Annotated in this window: 19 protein-coding genes; 3 read left to right on the top strand and 16 right to left on the bottom strand. The window is 36.8% G+C overall.

Annotation, left to right across the window (positions count from 1 at the left end):
* Window positions 1-104: 104 nt before the first annotated feature.
* The 7 genes from ACMGGO_RS04990 to pepV all read right to left on the bottom strand — a co-directional run bounded on the left by ACMGGO_RS04990 (window position 105) and on the right by pepV (window position 7529).
* On the bottom strand, window positions 105-1331 hold the full coding sequence (locus ACMGGO_RS04990; RefSeq protein ID WP_374806094.1) for an ATP-grasp domain-containing protein: 1227 nt from the start codon (window positions 1329-1331) through the stop codon (window positions 105-107).
* A 126-nt stretch (window positions 1332-1457) separates the two neighbouring features.
* The gene (locus ACMGGO_RS04985; protein WP_048393489.1) at window positions 1458-2321 is read right to left on the bottom strand and encodes a YtnP family quorum-quenching lactonase; all 864 of its coding nucleotides are present in this window, start codon (window positions 2319-2321) and stop codon (window positions 1458-1460) included.
* Between the two features lie 11 nt (window positions 2322-2332).
* Entirely contained in the window at window positions 2333-2983 is a 651-nt protein-coding gene (gene trmB, locus ACMGGO_RS04980) for a tRNA (guanosine(46)-N7)-methyltransferase TrmB (RefSeq protein ID WP_016991781.1), read from the bottom strand.
* Between the two features lie 96 nt (window positions 2984-3079).
* A complete protein-coding gene (locus tag ACMGGO_RS04975; protein ID WP_257960547.1) occupies window positions 3080-4009 on the bottom strand; it encodes a diacylglycerol/lipid kinase family protein in 930 nt (309 codons plus the stop codon).
* A gap of 3 nt (window positions 4010-4012) precedes the next feature.
* Window positions 4013-5017: a nuclease-related domain-containing protein gene (locus ACMGGO_RS04970; RefSeq protein WP_305193058.1), complete on the bottom strand. Its 1005-nt coding sequence runs from the start codon at window positions 5015-5017 to the stop codon at window positions 4013-4015.
* A 223-nt stretch (window positions 5018-5240) separates the two neighbouring features.
* Complete coding sequence (gene dat, locus ACMGGO_RS04965) at window positions 5241-6095, bottom strand: D-amino-acid transaminase (RefSeq protein WP_048393484.1); 855 nt, start codon at window positions 6093-6095, stop codon at window positions 5241-5243.
* A 27-nt stretch (window positions 6096-6122) separates the two neighbouring features.
* Window positions 6123-7529, bottom strand: coding sequence for a dipeptidase PepV (pepV, locus tag ACMGGO_RS04960; protein ID WP_115674511.1), 1407 nt, complete (start codon window positions 7527-7529; stop codon window positions 6123-6125).
* A gap of 357 nt (window positions 7530-7886) precedes the next feature.
* Here pepV and ACMGGO_RS04955 point away from each other — a divergent pair, with 357 nt between their 5' ends.
* Complete coding sequence (locus ACMGGO_RS04955; protein ID WP_004226074.1) at window positions 7887-8108, top strand: DeoR family transcriptional regulator; 222 nt, start codon at window positions 7887-7889, stop codon at window positions 8106-8108.
* Window positions 8109-8502: 394 nt separating this feature from the next.
* Window positions 8503-9672, top strand: coding sequence for an MDR family MFS transporter (locus tag ACMGGO_RS04950; RefSeq protein ID WP_004226066.1), 1170 nt, complete (start codon window positions 8503-8505; stop codon window positions 9670-9672).
* A 58-nt stretch (window positions 9673-9730) separates the two neighbouring features.
* Here the strand turns inward: ACMGGO_RS04950 and ACMGGO_RS04945 are convergent, their stop codons facing one another.
* The 4 genes from ACMGGO_RS04945 to asnB all read right to left on the bottom strand — a co-directional run bounded on the left by ACMGGO_RS04945 (window position 9731) and on the right by asnB (window position 15866).
* Window positions 9731-11248 (bottom strand): GGDEF domain-containing protein, encoded by a 1518-nt coding sequence (locus ACMGGO_RS04945; protein ID WP_048393479.1) that lies wholly within the window; start codon window positions 11246-11248, stop codon window positions 9731-9733.
* A 167-nt stretch (window positions 11249-11415) separates the two neighbouring features.
* Window positions 11416-12129: a pseudouridine synthase gene (locus ACMGGO_RS04940; protein ID WP_048393477.1), complete on the bottom strand. Its 714-nt coding sequence runs from the start codon at window positions 12127-12129 to the stop codon at window positions 11416-11418.
* A gap of 10 nt (window positions 12130-12139) precedes the next feature.
* Window positions 12140-13753, bottom strand: a complete 1614-nt coding sequence (locus ACMGGO_RS04935; protein WP_081011001.1) for a putative polysaccharide biosynthesis protein — start codon at window positions 13751-13753, stop codon at window positions 12140-12142.
* A gap of 262 nt (window positions 13754-14015) precedes the next feature.
* Complete coding sequence (gene asnB, locus ACMGGO_RS04930; protein WP_048393475.1) at window positions 14016-15866, bottom strand: asparagine synthase (glutamine-hydrolyzing); 1851 nt, start codon at window positions 15864-15866, stop codon at window positions 14016-14018.
* A gap of 287 nt (window positions 15867-16153) precedes the next feature.
* Here asnB and ACMGGO_RS04925 point away from each other — a divergent pair, with 287 nt between their 5' ends.
* Window positions 16154-17404 carry an NAD(P)/FAD-dependent oxidoreductase gene (locus ACMGGO_RS04925; protein WP_048393473.1) on the top strand — a complete coding sequence of 417 codons (1251 nt, stop codon included), beginning with the start codon at window positions 16154-16156 and terminating at the stop codon, window positions 17402-17404.
* A gap of 41 nt (window positions 17405-17445) precedes the next feature.
* Here the strand turns inward: ACMGGO_RS04925 and ACMGGO_RS04920 are convergent, their stop codons facing one another.
* From ACMGGO_RS04920 to ACMGGO_RS04900, 5 genes are all read right to left on the bottom strand, one after another.
* Window positions 17446-18138, bottom strand: coding sequence for an AIM24 family protein (locus ACMGGO_RS04920; protein WP_054549925.1), 693 nt, complete (start codon window positions 18136-18138; stop codon window positions 17446-17448).
* 268 nt (window positions 18139-18406) lie between these two features.
* The gene (locus ACMGGO_RS04915) at window positions 18407-19675 is read right to left on the bottom strand and encodes an OFA family MFS transporter (RefSeq protein ID WP_004226054.1); all 1269 of its coding nucleotides are present in this window, start codon (window positions 19673-19675) and stop codon (window positions 18407-18409) included.
* Between the two features lie 767 nt (window positions 19676-20442).
* Complete coding sequence (locus tag ACMGGO_RS04910) at window positions 20443-21348, bottom strand: DMT family transporter (RefSeq protein ID WP_420281635.1); 906 nt, start codon at window positions 21346-21348, stop codon at window positions 20443-20445.
* Between the two features lie 157 nt (window positions 21349-21505).
* Complete coding sequence (locus ACMGGO_RS04905) at window positions 21506-22717, bottom strand: amidohydrolase (protein ID WP_420281634.1); 1212 nt, start codon at window positions 22715-22717, stop codon at window positions 21506-21508.
* Window positions 22714-23964 carry an amidohydrolase family protein gene (locus tag ACMGGO_RS04900; RefSeq protein WP_420281633.1) on the bottom strand — a complete coding sequence of 417 codons (1251 nt, stop codon included), beginning with the start codon at window positions 23962-23964 and terminating at the stop codon, window positions 22714-22716. Before ACMGGO_RS04900 ends, ACMGGO_RS04905 begins: the two co-directional genes overlap by 4 nt.
* Window positions 23965-24005: the final 41 nt, after the last annotated feature.

Raw genomic sequence — 24005 nt, 5'->3', positions numbered from 1 at the left:
GGAAATCAACCCCTCACCTTGCTAAAGGGCCTTTTCTGCTACTCATAATATCTAATTCAACAACATAAGAAGCCATCTCATAAAATGAAGATGGCTTCTCTATGTTATTCTGATAAACCTTTATTATTAAAGTACTTTTTATACTTACGGTAATAATTTAAATTATTGAGTGTTAGTTTCACCCAACGCTTCGCATTCATATCCTCGTTAAAGTAAAGAGAATTTGTGTATTTACCCTCACTAATTAATTTTTTTGCTTCTAGTTTGAGCTTTTCATTCGATGCATATTTGAATAATACACCTTTAGGAATAATCATCCATAAATGCTTGTCCTGCACATATGTGACTTCTTGCTCGATATTTAACATATGGTCATCCGCAACATACTTCATTAAATTATGCCCACTTGCTGTTACATAATAGCTAGAACGCCCATTACGTAAATTGATTTCAAAAAGTTTATATTGCTTGTCTCGAATATCATATTTCATATCAAAATTCGCAAAACCTGTATAGCCAATGTCCTCTAGGAAGAAACGTACTTGATCCATTAATTCTTTATCATAGGTTGTCAAGATGGCTGCATAACTTCCGATTCCTTCAGGAGAATGTTCTTCTAGAATAGGGTTACCTAGACACATCAGCTTCACTTTCCCATCCTTTCCTACATAGGCATTTAACACACGCATATAGGAATCGTCCCCAGGAATAAATTCTTGAATAATCATTGTATCCTGATAACTAGAGCTATAAATAGCTTTTAATATAGCCGTTTTTTCCGCTTCATCATGTGCAACAAATACTTTTTTCTTCCCAGGGAATTTACAAGCCCAATATTCTACAGAGTTGGAAGCCTTTAAAATGATAGGGTAAGCAAATGGTGGTGTAAAGTTTTCATAGTTGTCAGCTGTCACCGTTGTTGTACCTGGATATTTAAAATTATATTGATCACACATTTTATAGAAATTTTCTTTCAATAAAATTTCATCCATCAACGATTCGTCGATATAAGGTACGGTAAAATGCTCTTGTAATGCTGGCTTATTTTTGATGATCAGCTTGGCATAATCGTCCCCACATGCTAAAAGTAATAGTTTTTTATCAGCATATTTTTTTGCAACTTCTGCAAGGGCAGGTGCAAAAACATCTTGTTCATTTAAACGGTCTATTTCTTGAAATTGTAGGATATGGCTATCTTGTGTTGCTGTTAAATGAGAACGTCCTAAAACAAGTGGTTTAATACCATATGCTTCATAAAACGCACGTGCCATACCATATGCATTCATATCTGATCCAAGTAAAACGGGTAAAAATGGTTGTTCAGTTGCCATGTTTATTTCAACTCTCTTTTGTATTTTAGTATCGTGTTAAGTGTATCATATTTTCTATCCTGTTCACGAACAAAAACGCGAGGTATTGACATTTTATATGCCAAATACCTCGCCTTTCTTGCTCGATTAAAATGTAATAACAGCTTGTCTACTACGCTCTAGTTTATCCACAATCTCTTTGCCTGACTCATCCCATCGAATCATACGGTAATAAGCATCGTGATAGAAAATAAAGCCATAGTTATTTGCAAGGGCTTCTTTCATCAGTCGCTCTTTTGCAAATACACTTGTCATTGGATAATCGTCATAGGCTAATACCCATAATGGATTTTGATGAGCATGAGTCGGCATAATATCTGCCATATGCAATAACACTTCATCATTTTGCGTTAGCTTGATGACAGCATGTCCCTCACTATGACCACCAGTATGAAGCATTTCGATTCCAGGTACTACTTCCAATGACTCTTCGTAGGTTTCAACTAAATGCTGAACTGGCTCCCAATTTTCTTTCCAATAAGTATTTTTAGAACGGATATTGGGGTTACGCATTTCATCCCATTCAATTTTCGTTACAAAAATCTTGGCATTTGGGAAAGTTGGTACAAGTACATCCCCTTCCCACTGCGTTAACCCCCCAGCGTGATCAAAATGTAAATGCGTCATTAACACTGCATCAATATCTGCTGTCGTTAATCCTAACTCTTGTAAGCTATCAGCTAACGAAGATTCTTCTGTTACACCAAAGTTTCGTAGCTGCTTTTCATTTAATTTGTTAAAGCCAACCCCCGTATCAATAAGGTAGTTTTTGCCCCCAAATTGAATAAGGATAGGTTCTGTTGGTAATTCAATTTGGTTTTTTTCATTGACTGGATATTTGCGGGACCAAAGAGGCTTTGGTACAACACCAAACATCGCACCACCATCTAGGCACGTAACACCCCCGTTTAGCCATGATAATGACATATTGTGAAACTGTAACTGATCCATCCATATTCCCCCTACAATTTAGTGATAAATTGCGATTCTAAGCGATAAATCGGCTGCCCCTTCGCAGAAAACTTCTCTTCATATTCTGTCATCACATTATCCTCTGGCATATTTGCATGCAGGTCGAGAGATACATACTTTAATAACATCCCATATTCAGACATACTGATTAAAGAATACTCGAAAAGACCTCGGTTATCCGTTTTAAAATGGACTTCCCCATTATCCACTAAAATCGACTCATATAATTTCAAAAAATCCCCGTGCGTTAAACGTCTTTTTGCATGTCGTGTTTTTGGCCAAGGATCTGAGAAATTCAGGTATACACGTGATACATCGTTTTTGTCAAAGAATTTATATAAATCTGCGCCATTTACTTTTAGTAAACGTAAATTCGCTGGAGATTTTGCCTCTAGCACTTTTTCTAGTGCACAAACAATCACACTATCGTAAAGTTCAATGCCAATATAATTGATTGTTGGATTTTGCAAAGCCATACCGGTCACAAATTGTCCTTTTCCAGACCCTACTTCAATATGAATAGGGTTGTCATTGCCGAAAACAGCCTGCCAATTTCCTTTAAAGTCTTCAGGATTTGGAATAATCACCTCTGGGTGATCTGTAATCATTTCCTCTGCCCAAGGCTTATTTCTTAATCTCAATGTTGTTCCTCATTTCTTTCTTGTGAAATTATTGATTTTTTTATAGTATAACGTATTCCCTTATAATTCGCATGAAATTATTGCACAATGATATTTTTATGAATCCTTAACAATAACCTGCCAAGCATTTTGTTGTATTGTACAGTGGATATTGGTCTCTTGATTGACAATGCCAATATAATTACCATCTGTATGGCAGTCAACCTTATCTGCTACGATAAGATCAAAGACCTGCCCCTGTAAAAAAGTAACTTCCTTAAATTTTGTATGTTTTTCAAAAAACACAGTGACAAATACCAGTAATAATTTGATACGAGAAATACCATGTACAATTGTGATATCCACTTGCCCATCATCTGCTTTTGCGGCAGGTGATATTTTCATGCCGCCTCCAAAATAAGGTTGATTACTCATCGCCACAAACCACGTCTGCTGAAATTGCCATTCCTGTCCCTCTGAACGTATCGTTATGTCAAAGCGTTCAAAGCGAAATAACCCTCTAATTACAGCGACAGCATACGAAAGTTTCCCTAGTCCAATCTTATTGAGATAAAACTTAAGACGAGAAGTGTTAATTGATTTTGTCACAAAGGCATCGAAGCCTATGCCAGCATTATTAACAAATATTTCTTTTCGTTGATTATCAATCTGAACGATCCCTGCATCCATTCTTACATTAGCCAAGGTAGTCTTTACATAATCCTCGATTTGCTGGGCATTGGAAAAGGTATGAAAATAACGTGCAAAGTCATTACCAGAGCCAGCACGAACTACACCAATTATGATGTATTTATTATGTATAACACCACTAACTACTTCATGAATGGTGCCATCACCGCCAACAACGACAAGCAATTTCTTCTCTTGTTGCTGGTGTGCCCATTGTTGAGCGATTTCCTGTCCATGTCCTGCATATTCAGTAAAAGCCACTTGATAGGAAATCGTTAGTTGCTCTTGAAGTTGGAGCCAGACTTTTTTTCCTTTTCCATTCCCAGCGGCCTCATTGACAATAAATAGAACGTTCATACATCATTCCTCTTTTGGCTGAGATGCTTGCTGCCATATATCTCGGTTAAAGGAGGTAGTTTGGACCGTATTTAAAATTGTCTGTGCAGCTCGGATTTGCATATGCTTCATAGGAGAGGAAACTTTTCTTAAATGCTCTATCCATTCATGGTAATTTCGACGATCAACAAAGCGTACCCCAAATGGTGAACCAGGATAATCAAAATACCCATTACGAGATAGCACAACCTTACGGATGGGCATATCAATATCCTCTTGTTTAAATAATTGCGACAGGACCGATTCCATCCGCCCTAAGTTAATCGTTGGATTCAAAACTTTAGAATCCTTCGTCCCTACTTTTTTAATCCAGAAGCGATCACTGCCACCTACATATACAGCTTGATTTTCAGCCTCTAAGACCGTAATACAAATACACTCTGTCGGCGACATTAACACTACATCTAGCTCTATAGGTGCTTTTCTAATTTGTAGTATTGGATAATAAAACAATAGATAATTATCTGGCAATGTTTGCAATAGCATACGGAGCAATGAGTCACGCATGAAGCGAGGATCTACATATGATTTTTCCCGTAATGTTGAACTGGCCCATTTCATTTGAAAATGAAAGAACTGATCAATAAACATTCGTTTCAACTCATGGATGGATTGTGGTGCATACACAATTTTAGGTTCAAATGTGAGCGTCGTTTCTTCTTCAGGAATTATATCCTCATCGCTGACAAGCTCATTTGATATTTCTACTTCTTCAACATCCTCTGTTGTTTCCTTTTGCCGTCCAGCAAACCATTTTTTTATGAAGGTAAAACGTTCTTTTTCCTCGTAAGCCTCCGCTTCCACCTCATTGTCGACATGTTGCCACTCGCTAATATCTTCTCCCAATTCCCACTGTCGCTTAATGCGCTCCCATTGGTTTTTCTTCAAGCGCACAAATTGTGTTGGGTATCTCGCTAAATCAATTTGATAGCGTGAAATGTAATCTTGTAATTTCACCAATTGTGCCATGTAAAGGTCACTCCATTCTTACTCACCATATCTATAGTTCTCTTTTTATCTAGATTGCTTTGGTAGAAAAGAGGCATTGTATTCAATACATCGACAATTATTCTACAAATTTCAATCTGTAAAATTATTCATTACTATCCTTTTTATTTTACATGACGATACCAAACATTACATCCATAAAAAAGAGAACTACCCTTATCGATAGTTCTCTTAAACGGTTCTTTTATTTTGTATTCAAAGAAAGTGGTAATTTCGCCTCAAAAGCTTGTTGCAATTTACGCGTCCATTCACCTGGCACACCAGTACCGATTTGGTTTCCATCCACATCAATAACAGGAGTAACTTCTGAAGATACAGAGGATACAATAATTTCATCCATTGTTAATAAATCAGCTTTTGTCATTGGTTCTTCAACTACAGGTAAACTAATCTCTTCTGCACATTTTAAAATGACTTGACGAGTAATACCGTTTAAAATGAAGTTATTTGCTGGGTGTGTATAAAGCTTACCGTCTTTAATCCCATAAACATTTGCTGATGAACATTCTGTTACGATATCCCCGCGATGTAAAATTGCTTCGTAGCAGCCCTTTTCAGCTGCCTCTTGTTTTGCTAATACTGCACCAAGTAAGTTTAAAGATTTGATATCACAGCGCAACCAACGAATATCCTCTACAAACGTAGCCTTAACCCCTTTTTCAAAGTTTTCATATGCACGTTCACCAGCTTTCACATTACCCGTTAATACAGCTGGAACACTTGCATCTGGGAAAACGTGATTACGTGAATTGGCACCACGTGTAATTTGGAAATAAACATGCCCTGTATCAAGATTATTTTTTTCAATCAGCTCATGTAATAATTTGTGTAAAACGTCTTTTGTATAAGGAATAACAAGACGAATTTTTTCGGCGCTTGCATAGAAACGATCAATATGCTCTTGTGCTGTAAACATATTTCCGTTATAAACTTTGATTACTTCATAAATACCGTCACCAAATTGATAGCCTCTATCTTCTGGTGATACTGCAATGGATCCTTCTTCAACAATTTGATCATTCCATAATGAATATGCCATGTTTTGTTCATCCTTTTCGTCTTTGAGTTATTTTTTTCCTGCAAGTTCAACAATTGCTTCAGCATAAATTGCCGCTGCTTTTACAAGGTTTTCAACGACAACAAACTCATCCGCTCGATGCGCTACATCTGGCTCCCCTGGGAAGAGCATGCCAAATGCCACGCCTTTTTTCATCACACGTGCATACGTCCCACCACCAGTTGATAATAAAGGTGTTTCTGTATCTCCCGTTTGACGTCTATAGATAGCTGCTAATGTCTGGATGAATGGATCATCTTCGCTGACATAATGTGGCTTGGAGTCGTCTTGTATGTCTAGAGAAAACCCTTTTTCTACCGTTAAGCGTTGTGCTGCTGTTATTTTTTCATCGAATGGATAGGAAACTGAATAGCGCATACTAATTACTAAACTGCCGCCTTTATGGACATCATAGCTTACGATCCCTGGATTTAATGTTGTTTGTCCTGACATTGTATCCTCAAACTGCAGATCGAGCTGACTACCATAATGATCCTGATAAAAAACATCTGCAATAAAGTCGACAAATTGTTTACTTGCTTCTGTCGTCAACTCTTGTTGTAAAAATGCTGCAAGATAAACAGCTGCATTGATACCTTTATCTGGTTCCATTGCATGGGCTGCTTTACCTTTGATAGTTATTATATAGCGAGACTCCTCCATTAATAAAGAGCCTTCTAGCTGATTTTTACTTAAAAATGTTTGAAAATTCTGTTCGAATGATGCTGTTACGTGCTGAATTATTGCTTTTGCAAAATCAGGTACCATATTTGGGCGCTTTCCTGCATTAAATAGTAGTAGTTGTTCTTTCGTTGCATCACCCACTTTATTTTGAGAGAACACAAGCTCTGCAATGCCTTTTTCTGCATTGATGAGCGGGAAATCCGCATCTGGTGCAAAACCAATTGTCGGCATTTCCTCCTGTTTAAAATAGTGGTCGACACAGCGGAATCCTGTTTCTTCGTCTGTACCAATAATCATTCGTACTCTTTTTTCTAACGGAATACCTGCATCTTTCACAAGTTTCATGGCCATCCATGCCGCAATCGTAGGCCCTTTATCGTCAATCGCACCACGTGCAAATAATTTACCATCAGCTACTGTGCCGCTGAAAGGAGGGTAAGTCCAATCTGCTTCTTCTCCAATTGGGACAACATCAACATGACATAAAATACCAAGTAAATCTTCACCAGTTCCCATTTCAATATGTCCAGCATAATTATTAACATTTTTCGTGAGCAGGCCTTCACTTTGACCTTTTGCTAGTAACCATTCAAGCGCTTGAAGTGGACCATCTCCAAAAGGTACTTCAGTAGTTATTGTATCCTCATCGAGCACACTATTTATTTGCACAAGCTCCTGTAACTCTTGTATTAATTCGTCTTGCCTTTCTTTTGCAGCTTGTAACCAATCCATACCATGTACCTCCTTCAAAGTATTAACATTATTCTACACCTTACAACATATATGACAATCAGCTTTCTGACAACTATTTTCAGTAACTTCTACTGTCACTACCATATATAGCACGTTTTTCACGTATTCCCACAAAATACAGTATAAATTTTATATATTAATTGTAAATTTCTCTTGCATTCACTAGAAAATTAAGTAGTTTTTCTATATAATAAAGTTATCAGAATAATTGTTCTGACTATAAAATTAGAAAAGGGGATGTCTAAGGCAGCTACTTATTAGCCTAAGTGCACTCCGCACATATTGTCGTCCGCTAGTCTTTGCCAAGAGAATTAAGATGAAGGAGTGGTTCATTTAATGAAACCAACTACTGATCGAATGCTTAATCGTATTAAAGACGTGTACATGTTTATTTTAGACAAAGGAACCGTGTCTACACAGGATTTAGTCGAAGAGTTTAGTATCACTCCTCGCACCGTTCAAAGAGATTTGAACGTGTTAGCCTTTAACGATTTGGTGACGAGTCCAAGTCGAGGCAGATGGACAACGACGAAGAAAAAAGTAAAATTAACGTCTTAGTTTTACGTTTTGTACGTAAAGCATTGTGTATGGAAAAAGAATGACCTTTCGTCGGGGTCATTCTTTTTTGTCGTTAGAAGATTTTTAGATTTTTTCCCACTTTGCTTACTGACTTCTCCAGCTTGCTTTCTGTGTAAAGTAATTATTTTCATCACTTTTTCAGTCATCTATCTATGCAAAGCAATGATTTTTATCTTACTTCCATTCATCTATATAAAACGATTATTTACATTGCTCCTTTACCCTTCAATCTGAGCCTCACATCTTAGCATAGCAACATAAATTTGCGCGCCATTATCTGCTCTGTGCTCTTTCAAGATTATTTTAACTATTTACAGTTGCTTAACAATCCGTTAAACTCGAAACATTCTAAATGTTGAGAGGAGGATTTTATATGACTTTGTCAAAGTTGTTTCATCCATTAGTTTGGATTATTTTAGGTGGAACAATTTTTACACGTATTGCAAGCTTTATGGCAATGCCTTTTTTAGCAATTTATTTACATAATGAAATTCAAGCCTCTCCCTTACAAATTGGATTGACAATTGGCATCGCGCCGCTCATTTCCACAGTAGGTGGATTTTTCGGGGGTTATTTAACAGATCGCTTTGGTAGAAAAAGCGTTATTCTATTAACAATTATCGTTTGGAGTCTTGTGTTCTTTGGCTTTGCAACGGTTCATGCTGTTTGGCTTTTTATCCTATTCAATGCTTTGAATGGACTTTGTCGATCATTTTTTGAACCTTCCACACAGGCATTGATGATTGATTTTACACCTGCCGATAAACGAAAAAGACTATTTTCCTTACGTTATACAGCCATTAATATTGCAGCGGTTATTGGTCCAATTATTGGCGTGTATATCTCACAGCTCTCCAGTCCAAGTATCCCTTTTATGCTGACAGGGATGATGTATATTATTTACGCAGTCTTTTTATTTTTTGTGTTAAATCGCTATCAAATGCAGCAACCCAAAGCGGTTACACAAACAAAAATACTCAGTACATTCACAATTCTTTTGACAAATCGTGTGCTGCTTAGCTTTATATTGGGTGCCATTTTAATCAATATTGGTTACTCGCAATTTGACTCAACGCTACCACAAATTATCGAATTAAAAATTGATGAAGGTGCGAAACTTTATTCGTTATTAATCTCTCTCAATGCAGCAGTTGTGTTATTACTACAATTACCTATTAGTATAGTATCAGAGCGCTTTTCATCTACAGCAACATTATTAGTAGGTGTACTGTTCTTTGCTATTGGATTATGTATGTTTGGATTCTCCAATAATTATACGCTCTATATCATTGCCATGATTATTTTTACCATAGGTGAAATCTTTGCCTTCCCTACAATGAATGTTATGATTGATGAAATTGCGCCAGATACTCAAAAGGCAACCTATTTAGGTGCTGCACAATTTAAAAATTTAGGTGGCTTTATTGGCCCAATAATAGGCGGTTGGCTCTTGACTCATTATATGAACGCTATGTTTCCAGTCATCGCTGTTCTTGTATTATGTAGTTGTATCTTTTATAGAACAAAAATAGCTGCTCATTAATAAACGCCCCATTGCTATCAAAATAGCTAATTATGCTATCGATAGAATGGGGCGTTTTTTAACTAATATAATCCTCGTCAGCAGCGACCTCTGCAAAACTAGAATATTGATCCTTACCAGCATTTTTGGATTGATAAAGCGCTTTATCGGCCCGTTCAAATAAGCTCATTTCTGTATCCTCAGCATGATTATAAATGGCTCCGCCCATGCTCACAGACAACACAGACCATTTCTCGCTAGCTTGGCCATCATATCTAACTGACCTTATTTGAGTCAAAATGTCCTCTGCTATGTGCTGCATCTGTTCCTCTGTTGTATCGTATAAAACAATGGCAAATTCATCCCCACCGAAGCGTACAACAAAGCCACTTTGTTTCACAACATGCTTTAAAATTTTCGCTGTTTCAATGAGGATATGATCTCCTTCTACATGACCAAATTGATCGTTTACTTGTTTAAAGTTATCTAAATCAATTAACAATAAACCTGGCACATTCAATTTTCTTTTTCTTAATAAATTATCAATTTTCCTAATATATGTAGCACGGTTAAAGACACCAGTTAACGGATCGAAGGTAGCTAGGTGTATTGTTTTAGATAAAATTTTATTAATAACTAACAGCATAATAAAGGATGTTAGTAGGGCAATAGACAGTAGAATCCAAAATTGTTTCGTATTTTTTTGGAGAGCTTCCATTTTAGTGAAATTGATAAATTTCACATAGACAATTCTTTTGGATGACTCCCCTCTCACTGTCTCTGCTTCATAGGGCAGAAAACGATGTGTTTCTATATACCCATTGTCTAAAGCCTTTTCATACTCAACTGGCTCCATTGTTTTCTTTGCTAGCTCGAAGTATTCTTGAAATTTCTTAGATTGCTCCTGTACAGTGATTCTCTTTGATCTTGAATCATTAAAGAAAACGCCACCTGCATTAATAGCTTGCACATCCACTAAATCAATATACTTACCTATTAAGTACTGTGCAGTTTTCTCAAAATTAAAGGTTTGGAAGACAGGATCATTTAGTAGGTCTATACCTAACTCGAGCAAATATTTCTTATCATGTGTTGCCAGATAGCCAAATTTCCGATATTCACCTGTTGATGTTGAAATATCGAGTCCATCTGTAAAAAATTCGCCACTAGCGCGCCGTTCATCTAATAAAGCAGAAAAACGTTGACAGCAAAGCGAGAAATTCAAGCCAATATCTTTGGCAAAAGTTGTGTAAACTACTGTATTTGATTGATCCACTATGTAAATATCCATACCATGTTTCTTTTTCATTTGCTGCAAATCCCAAGTAGCTACATTAGGGTTTTCATGGTAATAGTTTTTTAGCTGTCTAAGCTCCTGTTCCATTTTGTCTGAAATATTATTATCAAAATAAAAATGGGCATCATCGACAGTTTGCATATCTGTCAAAATATGATTTTCAATTAATATTTTATTCATGCTCACTTGCTTTTCTATCTCTGTTACCAGTATTTGTCGGTTCACATATGAAATAACAGCAACAAGTATGACTGCAAATGCTATTAGAGATAGTAATAATTTAATACGCAGGTTCTTCATTTAATTGTCCTCTACTTATTTTATACCATCGTCTTTTGGGGAATATTTCAAAATATGATACATTCTATGACTATATCACAATAACTCATTTCATATTATACAGTTACAGTCATATTACTGTATATAAAAATCCCCGATGCTATGTGAGGCATCGAGGAATAATATGTTTAATGATTGTTTTGTAGACCGTTTAGCTCTTCAGCAGTGAGCTCACGATATTCACCTAACGCTAGATTTTCATCTAATTTCAGGCTTCCCATGGAAATACGCTTTAAATATGTTACACGTTTTCCTACAGCCTCAAACATTCGCTTTACCTGATGAAACTTGCCTTCTTGAATCGTTAGCTCTATTTCAGATTGCTGTGCAGACTTTAAGATCACAAGCTTTCCAGGTTTTGTAACATAGCCATCATCTAGCTCAACACCATTTGCAAATTTCTCGGCATCTTCTTCTGTCACAACGCCTTCAATCTGTGCGTAATAAACTTTTGGCACATGCTTTTTGGGAGACAATAAATTATGAGCTAATTGACCATCGTTTGTTAATAAGAGCAACCCTTCTGTGTCTTTATCTAATCGACCAACAGGAAACGGTTGAAAATGCTGGTGTAATGGCTCTAATAAATCAATGACTGTTTCATCTCTTAAATCTTCAGTGGCAGAAATAACACCAGGCGGTTTATTCATTATAAAATAAACAAATTCTGTATAAACAACGCGCTCTCCAAACACTGATACAATTTGCTTTTCTGGGTCTACGTGTAAAGCTGCATCCTTGACATAATCACCGTCTACTGTGACAGCTTTTTGCTTTAATAGCTGCTTCACTTCCTTACGAGAGCCGTACCCCATATTTGCTAGTAATTTATCTAAACGCATCGTTCCACTCCTATTTCAATCCCAGTTTACTCATAATACGGGTTAATCGTTCACCTAATAGCTTTTGGGCTAAACCTAGGCGTAATGATAAAAAGCCATAAACAGCCGCACCAACACCCGCACAAATAATTGAGAATAGTAATGCTGAGAATTTACTATCAACTGGTCCCATTAGTAATTCCAATAATTTATGCACAATCAGCACGCTAATGGCCATCGCCATTGTCAATAAAGCAATTAGCATGACACGACGCACAACCATTTCTGATCGATAATTCAACGTTTTTCGTAAAACAAGCATATTAATGATAATCGAAACACTGTAGCCAATAGCTGTAGCTACTATAGCACCATCAGCCTCTAACCAGCGAATTAAAGGAATATTTAATGCTAGCTTTACGAAAATTCCAGATAATAAGCTGAAAACAATCCACTTTTGAAAATCAATTCCTTGAAGTAAGGCTGCTGTGACTTGAAATAACGCGAATAAAATCGCGACAGGTGCATAATGCGCTAAAATGGTTGCCCCCATTTCGCTTTCTGAATAAAGCATAAAATAAATTTCATTGGCTAATAAAGAAATACCAACCACAGCTGGCAATGTAATAAAGATTAAAATTTGATAGGTCTTATCCATTGCATGGCGGAGCGCTAAATACTCCCCCTGTGTAAAATACTTTGTAATTGTTGGTACAAGCGCCATCGAAAATCCAGTCGCTAGCATAACAGGGATGATAACAACTTTATGTGTCATAAAGTTAATCATTGATAAATAAGTATCTGTTACTTCTGCTAAACCAATGGACGTCATTGCTCCATTAAACGTAAGCATGTCGACTAATTGGAACAATGGATTCGCCACCCCTACAAACACCATTGGGATGGAATAGGTAATCACTTCTTTATAAATATTGGACATTGGTAGCTGTGTGGAAGTCACACTTTGGCTACGTAGTAGATTAAATTCAGGCTGATATTTTTTCCAGTAGTAATAAAGAACACCTAATCCACCGATTGCTCCGATAAATGCAGCAAACACAGCAAAGGAGATGGCTGTCTCTGGTTTTCCTTTAAACACAATCACCACTAGGAAAGATCCACCAAGTAACACAACAATTCGCACAATTTGTTCCACCAATTGTGAAACGGCAGTAGGCTCCATTTTGTCGTAGCCTTGGAAGAAGCCCCGCCATAGACTCATAAATGGCACTACGATTAAGGCAAAACTAACCCATCGTATTACTGAAGCAATTTGTTCAACTGTAAAGACCTGTTCCTCACTCTTAATAACTAGCCCTGCAATTGGCGTAGCAAGTAGAAAGAGGGCAATAAATGCTGCAAAGCCAGTCATCATCATAATAAGAATGCCAGATTTCATCAGCTTGCGACCCGATTGATAATCTCCCATTGCGTTATATTTGGATACAAATTTAGAGACGGCTATTGGCGCACCTGAAATGGCGATTGCCAGCATAATTGAATAGGGAATATATGCATATTGGTAAAGCGCAATGTTCTTCTCGCCAACAATTGCATAAAACGGAAAAATATAAATTAATCCGAGTACCTTCGATAAAAACATCCCCATTGTTAATATCGCAGTACCTTTCATTAAATTGGACATCATACCCATCCATTCATTGTAAAATCAATATTATTATCGTAACACTTCAAAGCATACTTATAAAACTTTTTCGTTTTAAAACAAACGATATGCAAGCGCTGTCACTCTAAAAGCAATAAAGTAAACCAACTGTAATCTTAACATATTTATAGGAAATGAGACGCATAAAAACACCAAAAAGTTCATTCATAAAGAAACTTGATGAAAAAAGGCCTTAAAATAATCGGTGAGGAATTGAACATCCCCACCGATTAGGTATTTCTTATACCATGTCCACAAAGAACTTTTTGTACCATACTAGGAATACATAAACTGTCCAAATATAACGACCGCGATTTGCTTTCCCTTCGTAGTGCTCATCTAGATAGCCAACTAATTGTTTTGTATCAAAAAATTCATTTGCAAAGTCAGTTGTAAACATTTCTTTTACCATACTGTAATACTTTTCTTCACGTAACCAGTGACGAATTGGCACTGGGAATCCAAGCTTCGGACGCTTTGCCCATTCTTCTGGCAATTCCTGATGCGCAGCTTGACGTAGAACATATTTTGTATCGATATCATTCACACGGTATCTTGAAGGAATATTTTTCGCTAACTCCATTACTTCTTTATCTAAAAATGGTACACGTAATTCAATTGAGTGTGCCATACTCATTTTATCTGCCTTTAATAAAATATCACCAGGCATCCAAAGATTTAGATCTAGATACTGCATTTTTGTCACATCATCATCGCCAGGTACTTCATCATAAATACGTTTTGTAATCGATTTTACAGATGGCGCATTTTTATAAGCTGGCTTTAAAACATTAATAGCATCCACTTCATCCCAAACTACCGCTTCCCCAATAAAACGCTCTTCTACTGTTTGAGCACCTTTAATAAGGAAATTCGTGTATTGATTTTTCGGTAGGGCTTCTGCCATTCCACGTAATGTTTTACGAAGACCTAATGGTAATTTTTCGTATTTTTGCATTCTTCCTGAGTTTTGATACCAAGCATACCCACCAAAAATTTCATCAGCACCTTCACCTGATAAGACAACCGTTACATCTTTTGAAGCAAGCTCCGAAAGGAAGTAAAGTGGCACTGAAGATGGATTGGATTGTGGTTCATCCATATGCCATTGAATTTTAGGTAGCGCTTCAAAGCACTCATCTGCGGTAATGTATCTACGTTCATTTTGAATATTCAACGTATCTGATAAATCTTTTGCAAGATTTGTCTCATTGAACATATCTTCATAGTCCGCAAAACCGACTGAGAAGGATTTATCTGGGCGTAATAAAGACGTAATATAACTAGAGTCAATACCACCCGATAAGAATGAACCAACTTTTACATCACTGATTTGATGAGCCTCTACAGATTCTTTAACAGTTGAACGAATTTCTTCAATATATTTTTCGATTGGTGCTTCTTTTGCATGGAATTTTTTATCCCAATATTGCACGATTTGCTTTTGTCCATTTTGAATCAGCATATAGTGAGCTGGTGGTAATTTAAAGACACCTTTAAAGAATGTTTCATCCATAGATGAATACTGGAATGTTAAATAGGGGCGAAGTGCCTGTTTATTTAACTCTTTAATAAATGATGGGTGTGGTAAAAATGATTTAATCTCAGAGCCAAAAATAAACGTACCGTCTGTTGTATGCTCAGAGTAATACAATGGTTTGATTCCAAAGCCATCGCGCGCAATGAACTGTAAATCATTCTTTTTATCCCAAATACAGAAGGCAAACATCCCACGCAGTTTCTTCACAAAATCTACGCCATATTCTACATAGCCATAAATAATAACTTCACTATCTGATTGCGTTTTAAACGTATGACCTTTTTCAATTAAATCTGCACGCAGCTCTTGGAAGTTAAAAATCTCTCCATTAAATACAAGCACGATATTGCCGTCTTCACTATATAATGGTTGATTCGCTACGTCTGATAAGTCAATAATACTTAATCGACGGAAACCTAACGTTACTTTATCGTCACTATGAATACCGCCGCTATCCGGTCCGCGGTGAATAATTGTATTCATCATATTTTCTATCGTCTGATGATGATCAATCACATTTGTTCCATTAATATAACCTATAAATCCGCACATTCTATTTTTCACCTCATAATTTAGTGCATAACCTTTACCATAATAGCACGAAAAGACATTCATTTCATGCTGACAATGCTAATAAAGGAAAACTTTCATTCATCCAATTGTATAACAAAGAATATTGTGTTTCATTCTACTGTATAAGCTCTTCATCCCAAAAGAAGAGATAAAGAATTATAAAACACTTTTCTATTATTTTCAATGTCAAAGAAAGTCCCTCTCTATATAGACTTCATGTATAATAGGAAAGATTCCTAATTTGAACAGAAAGTGAGTTTCTAACTATGTATGATGTAATCGTGATTGGTGGTGGCCCATCTGGTTTAATGGCGGCGATTGCTGCTGGAGAGCGCAAAAAGAAGGTGTTATTGTTAGAAAAAGGCACAAAACTAGGCAAGAAATTGGCCATTTCTGGCGGAGGACGCTGTAATGTTACAAATCGTTTGCCTGTTGAAGAAATTGTGAAACATATACCCGGTAATGGCCGTTTTCTCTATAGTCCATTTACCGTTTATAATAATGAAGATATAATTGCATTTTTTGAAGGGCTTGGTGTCGCCCTAAAGGAAGAGGACCACGGTAGAATGTTCCCTGTATCCAATCGCGCACAAGATGTCGTTGATGCGCTGATTAGACAGCTACAGCGTCTTCATATTGAAGTTCGTTTACACACAGCTGTCAGTAAGCTTCTAATGGATGAAGATAAAATTTTGGGTGTACGTCTTGCTGATGGCACCGAAGTCCGTAGTCAAGCAGTCGTTGTAGCCGTTGGGGGCAAGGCGGTTCCACAAACAGGCTCAACAGGTGATGGCTATCCTTGGGCTGAACGTGCGGGTCATACAATCACTACCTTATTCCCAACAGAAGTCCCTGTTATTTCAAAAGAAGATTTTATTCAAGCACGTGAACTACAAGGACTAGCATTGCGTGATGTTGCTGTCTCCGTGCTAAATAAAAAAGGCAAGACACTCGTCACCCATCAAATGGATATGCTCTTTACCCATTTTGGTTTAAGTGGTCCTGCTATTTTGCGTTGTAGTCAATTCGTTGTGAAAGAATTAATGAAAACAGGCTATGAGCCCGTGACAATGCGTATTCAAACACTGGTACATTATAATGAAGAAACATGTCTACAATATTTAAATAAATTAATAAAAGAAGATCCGAAAAAGGCTGTGAAAAATGTTTGGAAAGGCATAGCACCTGAACGATGGCTCTTGTTCTTATGTGAGCGAGCACATATTGATGTTCAATTGACGGGCGCTGAATTATCCCAAGAGAAAATTCGTCAACTAGCACGTTTACTAGTAAACTTCACGTTAACAGTGAGTGGCACACAGTCACTTGATAAGGCGTTTGTAACAGGTGGCGGTGTATCTGTAAAAGAAATCGAGCCAAAAACAATGGCCTCAAAGAAAAAAGAAGGACTGTTCTTTTGTGGAGAAATTCTTGATATTCATGGCTATACAGGCGGCTATAACATCACTTCAGCCCTCGTAACGGGACGTATTGCAGGAATGCATGCGGCATTATAATAGGAGAAAAAGCGTGTCCGTGGAACAACGGACACGCTTTTTTAGCTTTCACTAGACATATAAACTTCTTCAAATGGTTGGATAATGACAAAGCCCTCACCAGAAAACGCCATCTGGATGGATTCTCCACTGCCTCGGCCGATAAATGTACGGAAGCTAATATCTGTTTTAAATTCAGGTGTTAAGTTGCCTGACCATGCGACAGTAGCATGCGGGTCAGTATATACTGTTTCACCTGGTTTCACTAATAATGTCAGTGGTTCAAAATGAGTTGTAATCGCAACCTTCCCTGTTCCTTGAAGGGTTACATTAAATAAACCACCTGACATGATGCCAGCCATTTTACGCATCAAACGTATATCCCATTCGATGCTAGGCTCAAAGGCAAGTAAATCATTGCCATTGACACAAATACTGTCGTTTTTCAAATCAAAAACAGTTACTTTCTTTCCTTGATCCGCTAAGTAGAGTCTGCCCTTTCCGCTAGCTTTCATCAATTGCGTACCTTCACCCGTTAAAGCCTTTTTAAACATTTTTCCAAAACCATGCTCCAAGACGCGCTCACGTTCAAATTTAATATCACCTGTATAAGAAATCATAGCGCCCATTTTTGACCACACTTCACCGTTTAGATTAACCTCTAATACACGTTCAGTTTCCAATTCAAAATAATCATTCTCATTATCGTCCTGCTGTGTTTTATGAACAAATTCATCTAAAGAAAATTTCCCCATGATTGATCCCTCCCTAATTACTTTATATACGTTGTTCTTTGAGAAAAGATTCAATTTTTAATAGTTTGTTCCTCATCGTGCATTTCGTTACAAAATTTCTCTTTTAATTACGAAATCACTTTATTTCCAGTAATGTTATTGACTTCAGACATGCGCTGTTATACATTAAACAAAGAAATTACAATTGTTATATAACAAGCACTTCAAAAAAATAACTATATAAGTGCCATCCACGAAATGACACCTATATAGTAATTGAAAGTTCATATTATTGTGTAGCAGATACATCTCCAACATTTTGCGCTGCTTTTAAAGCTGTTTGCTTACGTACATCTGCACGTAACGTTAAGGAAATAATCAACGAAGCTGCGATTAAACCTGCGAATACATAGAATACAGGAATGTAGCTTCCATACGCATTTTTGATTGCACTTACTAACAATGGTCCAAAAACTCCACCCAATGACCACGTTGTTAATAAATAACCATGAATCACACCAAGTTGCTTTGTGCCAAATAAATCACTTGCAAATGCAGGTAGATTTGAGAACCCACCACCATAGCAACTAACAACTAAGAAGATAAGTGCTTGGAAAATAATTACGTTAGTTGTATGTGGTAAAACGATAAATGTGATTAGCTGTGCAGTAAAGAAAATAACGAAAACGTTAGAACGACCGATATAATCAGACACAGCGGCCCAGATTAAACGACCACCACCATTAAATAACCCCATAATTCCTACCATTGCGGCAGCACCTGCTACTGATAGACCGACAATTTCCTGTGCCATTGGTGAAGCAACAGAAATCATCATAATCCCTGCTGTTACATTAACTAAATGCATGGACCAAAGCATCCAGAAGTGCTTTGTTTTAACAGCTTCTCGTGCTGACATAACAGCTAAATCTTTCTTAACTACGTCCTTACCATTATTGGCAGCTGCTTTCATATTAGCAGGCATATAACCTGGCTTAGGTGGTGCTATATATGAAGCCCCTAAAATCATTAACGTGAAGTAACTTGCCCCTAGAATAAAGTATGTTGTAGAAATGCCAACTGCCTCCATTAAGTTGGCTGCGACTGGTGCTGTAATAAGTGCACCCGATCCAAAACCAAGTACGGCCATACCTGTTGCTAGACCACGACGGTCTGGGAACCATTTTACAAGTGTTGATACAGGTGCAATATAGCCAATCCCCATTCCTAATCCACTAAGAACACCATATGTTAACCAATACATAACAACAGAATCCATTGAAATGGCTACACCAGCACCAGCTTGTCCTGCTCCAAATAAGACAGCTGCTACCATCGCCGATTTACGTGGTCCCATTTTTTCTACTAAACTACCAAATAATGCAGCTGAGAAACCAGCTAATCCCATCATAATGGTAAAGGCAATCGTTACCTTTGTTTCACTCCATCCCATTTCTGTGACAATCGGTAGCTTGTATACACTGTATGCATAGGCTCCACCGATTGAAAGGTGAATAGCGATTGCAGATAATGCAATTAACCATCTATTTTTATTCATAAATTCTCATTTCTCCCCTCTTTTGCTACCTGTGAAAATTCTATGAACGTCCATGTAAAACAATTTACCACTTAGAATTATTCAAATGCAAGATGTTTTTCTAAAAAATATTATTTCTCCAAAAAGTTTTTCTCTTTTCCATTAATATATTCTGTCTCAAAAACCTTACAGTCTCTAAGTATAACTACGTATTTCTTACAAAAAACATAACACCATTTAGCTAATATTACTTTTCTACTCTATTCTTTAAACACCAATTAATTATATTAATATAATTAAAATTGTGCATATTTTCACATTCGCTAAATGTATACGTCTTATTTTACCAGCAGAATCATTATGAGTATCTCTCATAAAAAGAAGCACACCAAATCAATAGTATGTAGAAATTTATAGAACAAAAGAGCATTTTATAAATGTAATAGACAAAATTTTTATATTTATAAATACCTAGCATTTTTTATAAACTGATTTATGTTTACTTAAATTAATAAAAAAATAATTTTTTCACAATACAGTGAATGCATATTTTATAAAATGCTTTCAATACCTAAAGATTTTTATTATCCAAATATATATTTTCTCTACAAAGAATAAGAGATAAAATTCTATTAACTCAGTATCAATTGCTTCTACATGATGGAAATATTCTAAAAGGAGATTTTTTTGAAGTAATATTATTTTTGCACAAAAACAATACATACAATCTACAAAAAAACAGCATGCCAGAAATCATTTCTAACATACTGTACAGAAAAGTGCTTTTTTTAATTTATTTTTCTTTTTAGCAAGAGCAAAATTTTAATTTCTTTATAATAAATACACAACAAAATTCCTACTAAAATTAATAAAGAGCCATATATTTGAACACTTGTAGGGAATTGTTTTAAAAATACAGCACTCAATAGCATGGCTATAGCTGGCTCAAAGTTTAACAACAACGACGCATTTGTTGAGCCGACCTCCTTCATTTTTTGATTCCACATTAAATTGCTTACCCCATGAATAATAATCGCTGATAAGATGAGCAAAAACCAGTAGGGTACTGCAACTTGCCAATTCGTCTGCGGCAAAATAGTAAATGAAAACGGCACAAGCACCAGTAAACCTATTAAATTTGTATAGAACGTAATCGACTGGGCTGACATTTTTAGACTAAGATGATTGACAATAATGAGGAACAAAGCAAAGCTTAGCATTGTAATTAAGCTCAGCCCCTCACCCTTACCGATTGAAATGGTGATAAGTGCCCCTTTTGTAATGATGAGGCCAACACCAACAAATGATAGTATTGCACCTAGCCAAAATATGCTGTTACGTGATTCATGATAGATCATTTTATTCAGCAGAGATGTGACAATCGGTGCACAGGCTAATATTAAAGCAGCAGTGATAGGAGAAGTGTGCTGGAGACTAGCATAAAAGCTATAGTGATTAATGGAAACGCCCAGTATTCCTGCAAGGATCAATAACAATAAATCATTTCTTGTAAATGTTGTTCGGTAGATTGCTTTCCAACTAATCCCTCCTAAAAAGAGAACAATGACAATCAATCTAAAAATGGCAACCGTTAAAGGATCCCAATGTTCAATTAAAATAGAGCCAATAATGAAGTTACTGGCCCAAAAAAATACACAGCTAAATAAAATCATATAGATTGTTAGTTGTTTCATATTTTATCGCACCCGCAAATAAAGAGATTTCTACATAAGTAATGGCAAATCTACTTCCCTTTCCTTTATTCATCTTTTCTATTAAAACATAAGTATAGCAAACTAGAAAATTTCTAGTTTGCTATGTTATCTAAATAAGGGGGATTTAGATTTATGCTTAATTGATAAACTTTCCTTTAGACATAACCACTCGGTTGGATGGTTTACGTGCAATAACTTCCGCGCTTGATACTGCGTCAAAGAATACAAAACTTGCTTCGTCCTTCACATTCGGCCAAACCTTCTGACCATTTGCATCTAATGGCGTGACACCACTTGTAATATATTTTAATGTTTGTCGAATAGAGCGTTCATCAAGTTTACGAGAAATATCTGCAAAAGTAGTCGCTTTTTCTAAAATATCTCCTGAGCCATTAGGACTCCAAGAATCATAAAAGCCGTCACAACCAAAATGGACATCCACGCCGTGCTCTGTTAGTAATTCAATCGGTGGAATTAATCGTCGCAAATCAAATGGCACCGTTGACATTATTTTTACTTGTTGTTGTGCTAAACGATCTGCAATTTTATGTTGCTCCATGATAGATACATCACCAAGTGAAAAGGCATGACTTATTGCCGTTCTCCCCTGATATTTGGCATCCTCCACGATGTCTATCCATTTATCGATTGTATAATACCCAACATGCCCACCATCATGTAAATGAATATCGACATCAACATTAAATTCCTGTGCAATATCCATCACTTCATAAAGAGAAGGCTCGATCGAGTTATCGATGCCAGCTGGATCTAGGCCGCCAATCATCGTCGCTCCATTGCGTAAAGCTTCACGCAATAATTTAGGGACATCATCTCTTAGTAGACCATGCTGTGGAAAGGCAATGACTTCGGATGTCACGACATCTTTATAATCGTCCAATGCCGCTAGTACACCTTCTAAATTTTTTAATCCAATGTATGGATCGATATTGACATGTGTACGAATATGATTCGCACCATTCTTAAGGATTTTTTCAATCATTGCAGCCGCACGTTGTTTACCTGTTGTAGCAAGAACGGATAACTCTTGTGCTTCACGATCAAGTCGTTCCTTTAAATTCTTTACGGGCACACAAGCCTTCCACGGTAAAGATAAGTATGTTTTATCTAAATGATTATGCATTTCCTTAAAGGCAGGTAATAGCAGCTTCCTTTTCATATCTGTGACTTCGTTTTGAGAATCGATTGCGTCTGTTGCGGGTACAATTTGCGAAATGAAGCCATCTGTAATTTCAAGGTGAAAAAGCTCCACTTTCGTTCCAACTGTATCATTTTCCTTTAGATATTCTCCTGTTTCAAGTAGAACATTTGTAAGCCAGTGCTTCATCTGAATTCTCCTTTCAACTCTCCTACATCCTGTTGGTGAATCATTTTGCCTTGTGAAATGACCGTAGTAATTGGGCATCTTCTTGCTATCGCATGTGCAGTGCTCACGCCATCCACTAACAGCATATTCGCTTTATCACCAGCTTGTGGCCAAACACGTTCTCCTGCATCATTCAATGGTGTGATACCGCCAGAGGCGTATTTCCAAGCTCGACTTAATGAATATTCATCAATAAAACGGAATCTCTCCGCCATGACATTTAATTTCATAATCGTATTACCAGTACCATATGGTGACCAATGATCTGTTAAGCTATCATGTCCCACAGATACCTTTACACCATTGTTATAAAGATAAGGAATTGGTATTGTCGAACGGTTCAAATCGATTGGTACAGTTGTTGTTACATCCATTTGTACCTCAGCCATGGCTTGAACTAAATTTTCTAAACGTGACTGTTCTAAATCAGCAAGTGCCATCGCATGGCTAATTGTGACTTGACCTTCTTTTTTTGCCTGTTTCGTTAACTCAATCAGTTTATAAAATTCAAATTCGCCTAGTGTGTTTGCTGTGTGAATATGAATATCGATCCCTGCATTATAGTCTTGTGCAATACCCATCGTTGTTTGCAATGACTTTTCGATATTGCGATCTACAATTGATGGGTCAACGCCTCCAACAAGCGTTGCTCCCATCGCCATTGCCTCACGGATTAGTCCCTCTACATTGGAGCGTAATAAGCCATGCTGTGGAAAGGCTACAATATCATAGGTGATTTGATCTTGATAGTTTGCTAAAACTTGTTTTGTAATTTCAATATGCTTTGTCCCAATTTGTGGGTCAACATTACAATGTGAACGAATATGTGTGTGTCCTTGGGAAATGAGCCACTTCACCATTTCCTCAGCTCGATAAGCAGCTGTCGGCAATTGTTTAGGTAGTAGTGTTCTTTCTTCTTCAATGCGTGTTAAAATCCCTTTAGTAATGGGTCTTGGTGCCTGCCATTCTCCGCCGAAATACGTTTTATCAATATGAATATGCATTTCTCGGAATGAAGGGACTAATAATTGCTGTTGTGCATCTATTACTTCTACATCTTCATCAGCCACTATATCCTTATCTACTTGTTGAACATGCCCATCTTCGATTAGAACATCATAAATACCTGTACGAGTAGCAACAATGTGTTCATTTTCGCGCTCATATGCTTCTTCTAATCTCACATTTTTCAGCAATAGTTTACTCATAGTTTCCTCCCAATTGGTATTTTTTCGTCTTTCACCAAATT

This window comes from Lysinibacillus sp. BNK-21 (genome assembly GCF_048684915.1).
Lineage (GTDB): Bacteria > Bacillota > Bacilli > Bacillales_A > Planococcaceae > Lysinibacillus > Lysinibacillus capsici.
The sequence above is the reverse complement of the archived record's forward strand: the minus strand, read 5'-3'. Positions and strand labels throughout refer to the sequence as shown.

Excerpts from the sequence above, each read along its gene's own strand:
- ACMGGO_RS04990 (WP_374806094.1), bottom strand. The coding sequence starts at position 1,331 with ATGGCAACTGAACAACCATTTTTACCCGTTTTACTTGGATCAGATATG.
- ACMGGO_RS04985 (WP_048393489.1), bottom strand. The coding sequence starts at position 2,321 with ATGGATCAGTTACAGTTTCACAATATGTCATTATCATGGCTAAACGGG.
- ACMGGO_RS04975 (WP_257960547.1), bottom strand. The coding sequence starts at position 4,009 with ATGAACGTTCTATTTATTGTCAATGAGGCCGCTGGGAATGGAAAAGGA.
- ACMGGO_RS04970 (WP_305193058.1), bottom strand. The coding sequence starts at position 5,017 with ATGGCACAATTGGTGAAATTACAAGATTACATTTCACGCTATCAAATT.
- dat (WP_048393484.1), bottom strand. The coding sequence starts at position 6,095 with ATGGCATATTCATTATGGAATGATCAAATTGTTGAAGAAGGATCCATT.
- pepV (WP_115674511.1), bottom strand. The coding sequence starts at position 7,529 with ATGGATTGGTTACAAGCTGCAAAAGAAAGGCAAGACGAATTAATACAA.
- ACMGGO_RS04955 (WP_004226074.1), top strand. The coding sequence starts at position 7,887 with ATGAAACCAACTACTGATCGAATGCTTAATCGTATTAAAGACGTGTAC.
- ACMGGO_RS04950 (WP_004226066.1), top strand. The coding sequence starts at position 8,503 with ATGACTTTGTCAAAGTTGTTTCATCCATTAGTTTGGATTATTTTAGGT.
- ACMGGO_RS04945 (WP_048393479.1), bottom strand. The coding sequence starts at position 11,248 with ATGAAGAACCTGCGTATTAAATTATTACTATCTCTAATAGCATTTGCA.
- ACMGGO_RS04940 (WP_048393477.1), bottom strand. The coding sequence starts at position 12,129 with ATGCGTTTAGATAAATTACTAGCAAATATGGGGTACGGCTCTCGTAAG.
- ACMGGO_RS04935 (WP_081011001.1), bottom strand. The coding sequence starts at position 13,753 with ATGTCCAATTTAATGAAAGGTACTGCGATATTAACAATGGGGATGTTT.
- asnB (WP_048393475.1), bottom strand. The coding sequence starts at position 15,866 with ATGTGCGGATTTATAGGTTATATTAATGGAACAAATGTGATTGATCAT.
- ACMGGO_RS04925 (WP_048393473.1), top strand. The coding sequence starts at position 16,154 with ATGTATGATGTAATCGTGATTGGTGGTGGCCCATCTGGTTTAATGGCG.
- ACMGGO_RS04920 (WP_054549925.1), bottom strand. The coding sequence starts at position 18,138 with ATGGGGAAATTTTCTTTAGATGAATTTGTTCATAAAACACAGCAGGAC.
- ACMGGO_RS04915 (WP_004226054.1), bottom strand. The coding sequence starts at position 19,675 with ATGAATAAAAATAGATGGTTAATTGCATTATCTGCAATCGCTATTCAC.
- ACMGGO_RS04910 (WP_420281635.1), bottom strand. The coding sequence starts at position 21,348 with ATGAAACAACTAACAATCTATATGATTTTATTTAGCTGTGTATTTTTT.
- ACMGGO_RS04905 (WP_420281634.1), bottom strand. The coding sequence starts at position 22,717 with ATGAAGCACTGGCTTACAAATGTTCTACTTGAAACAGGAGAATATCTA.
- ACMGGO_RS04900 (WP_420281633.1), bottom strand. The coding sequence starts at position 23,964 with ATGAGTAAACTATTGCTGAAAAATGTGAGATTAGAAGAAGCATATGAG.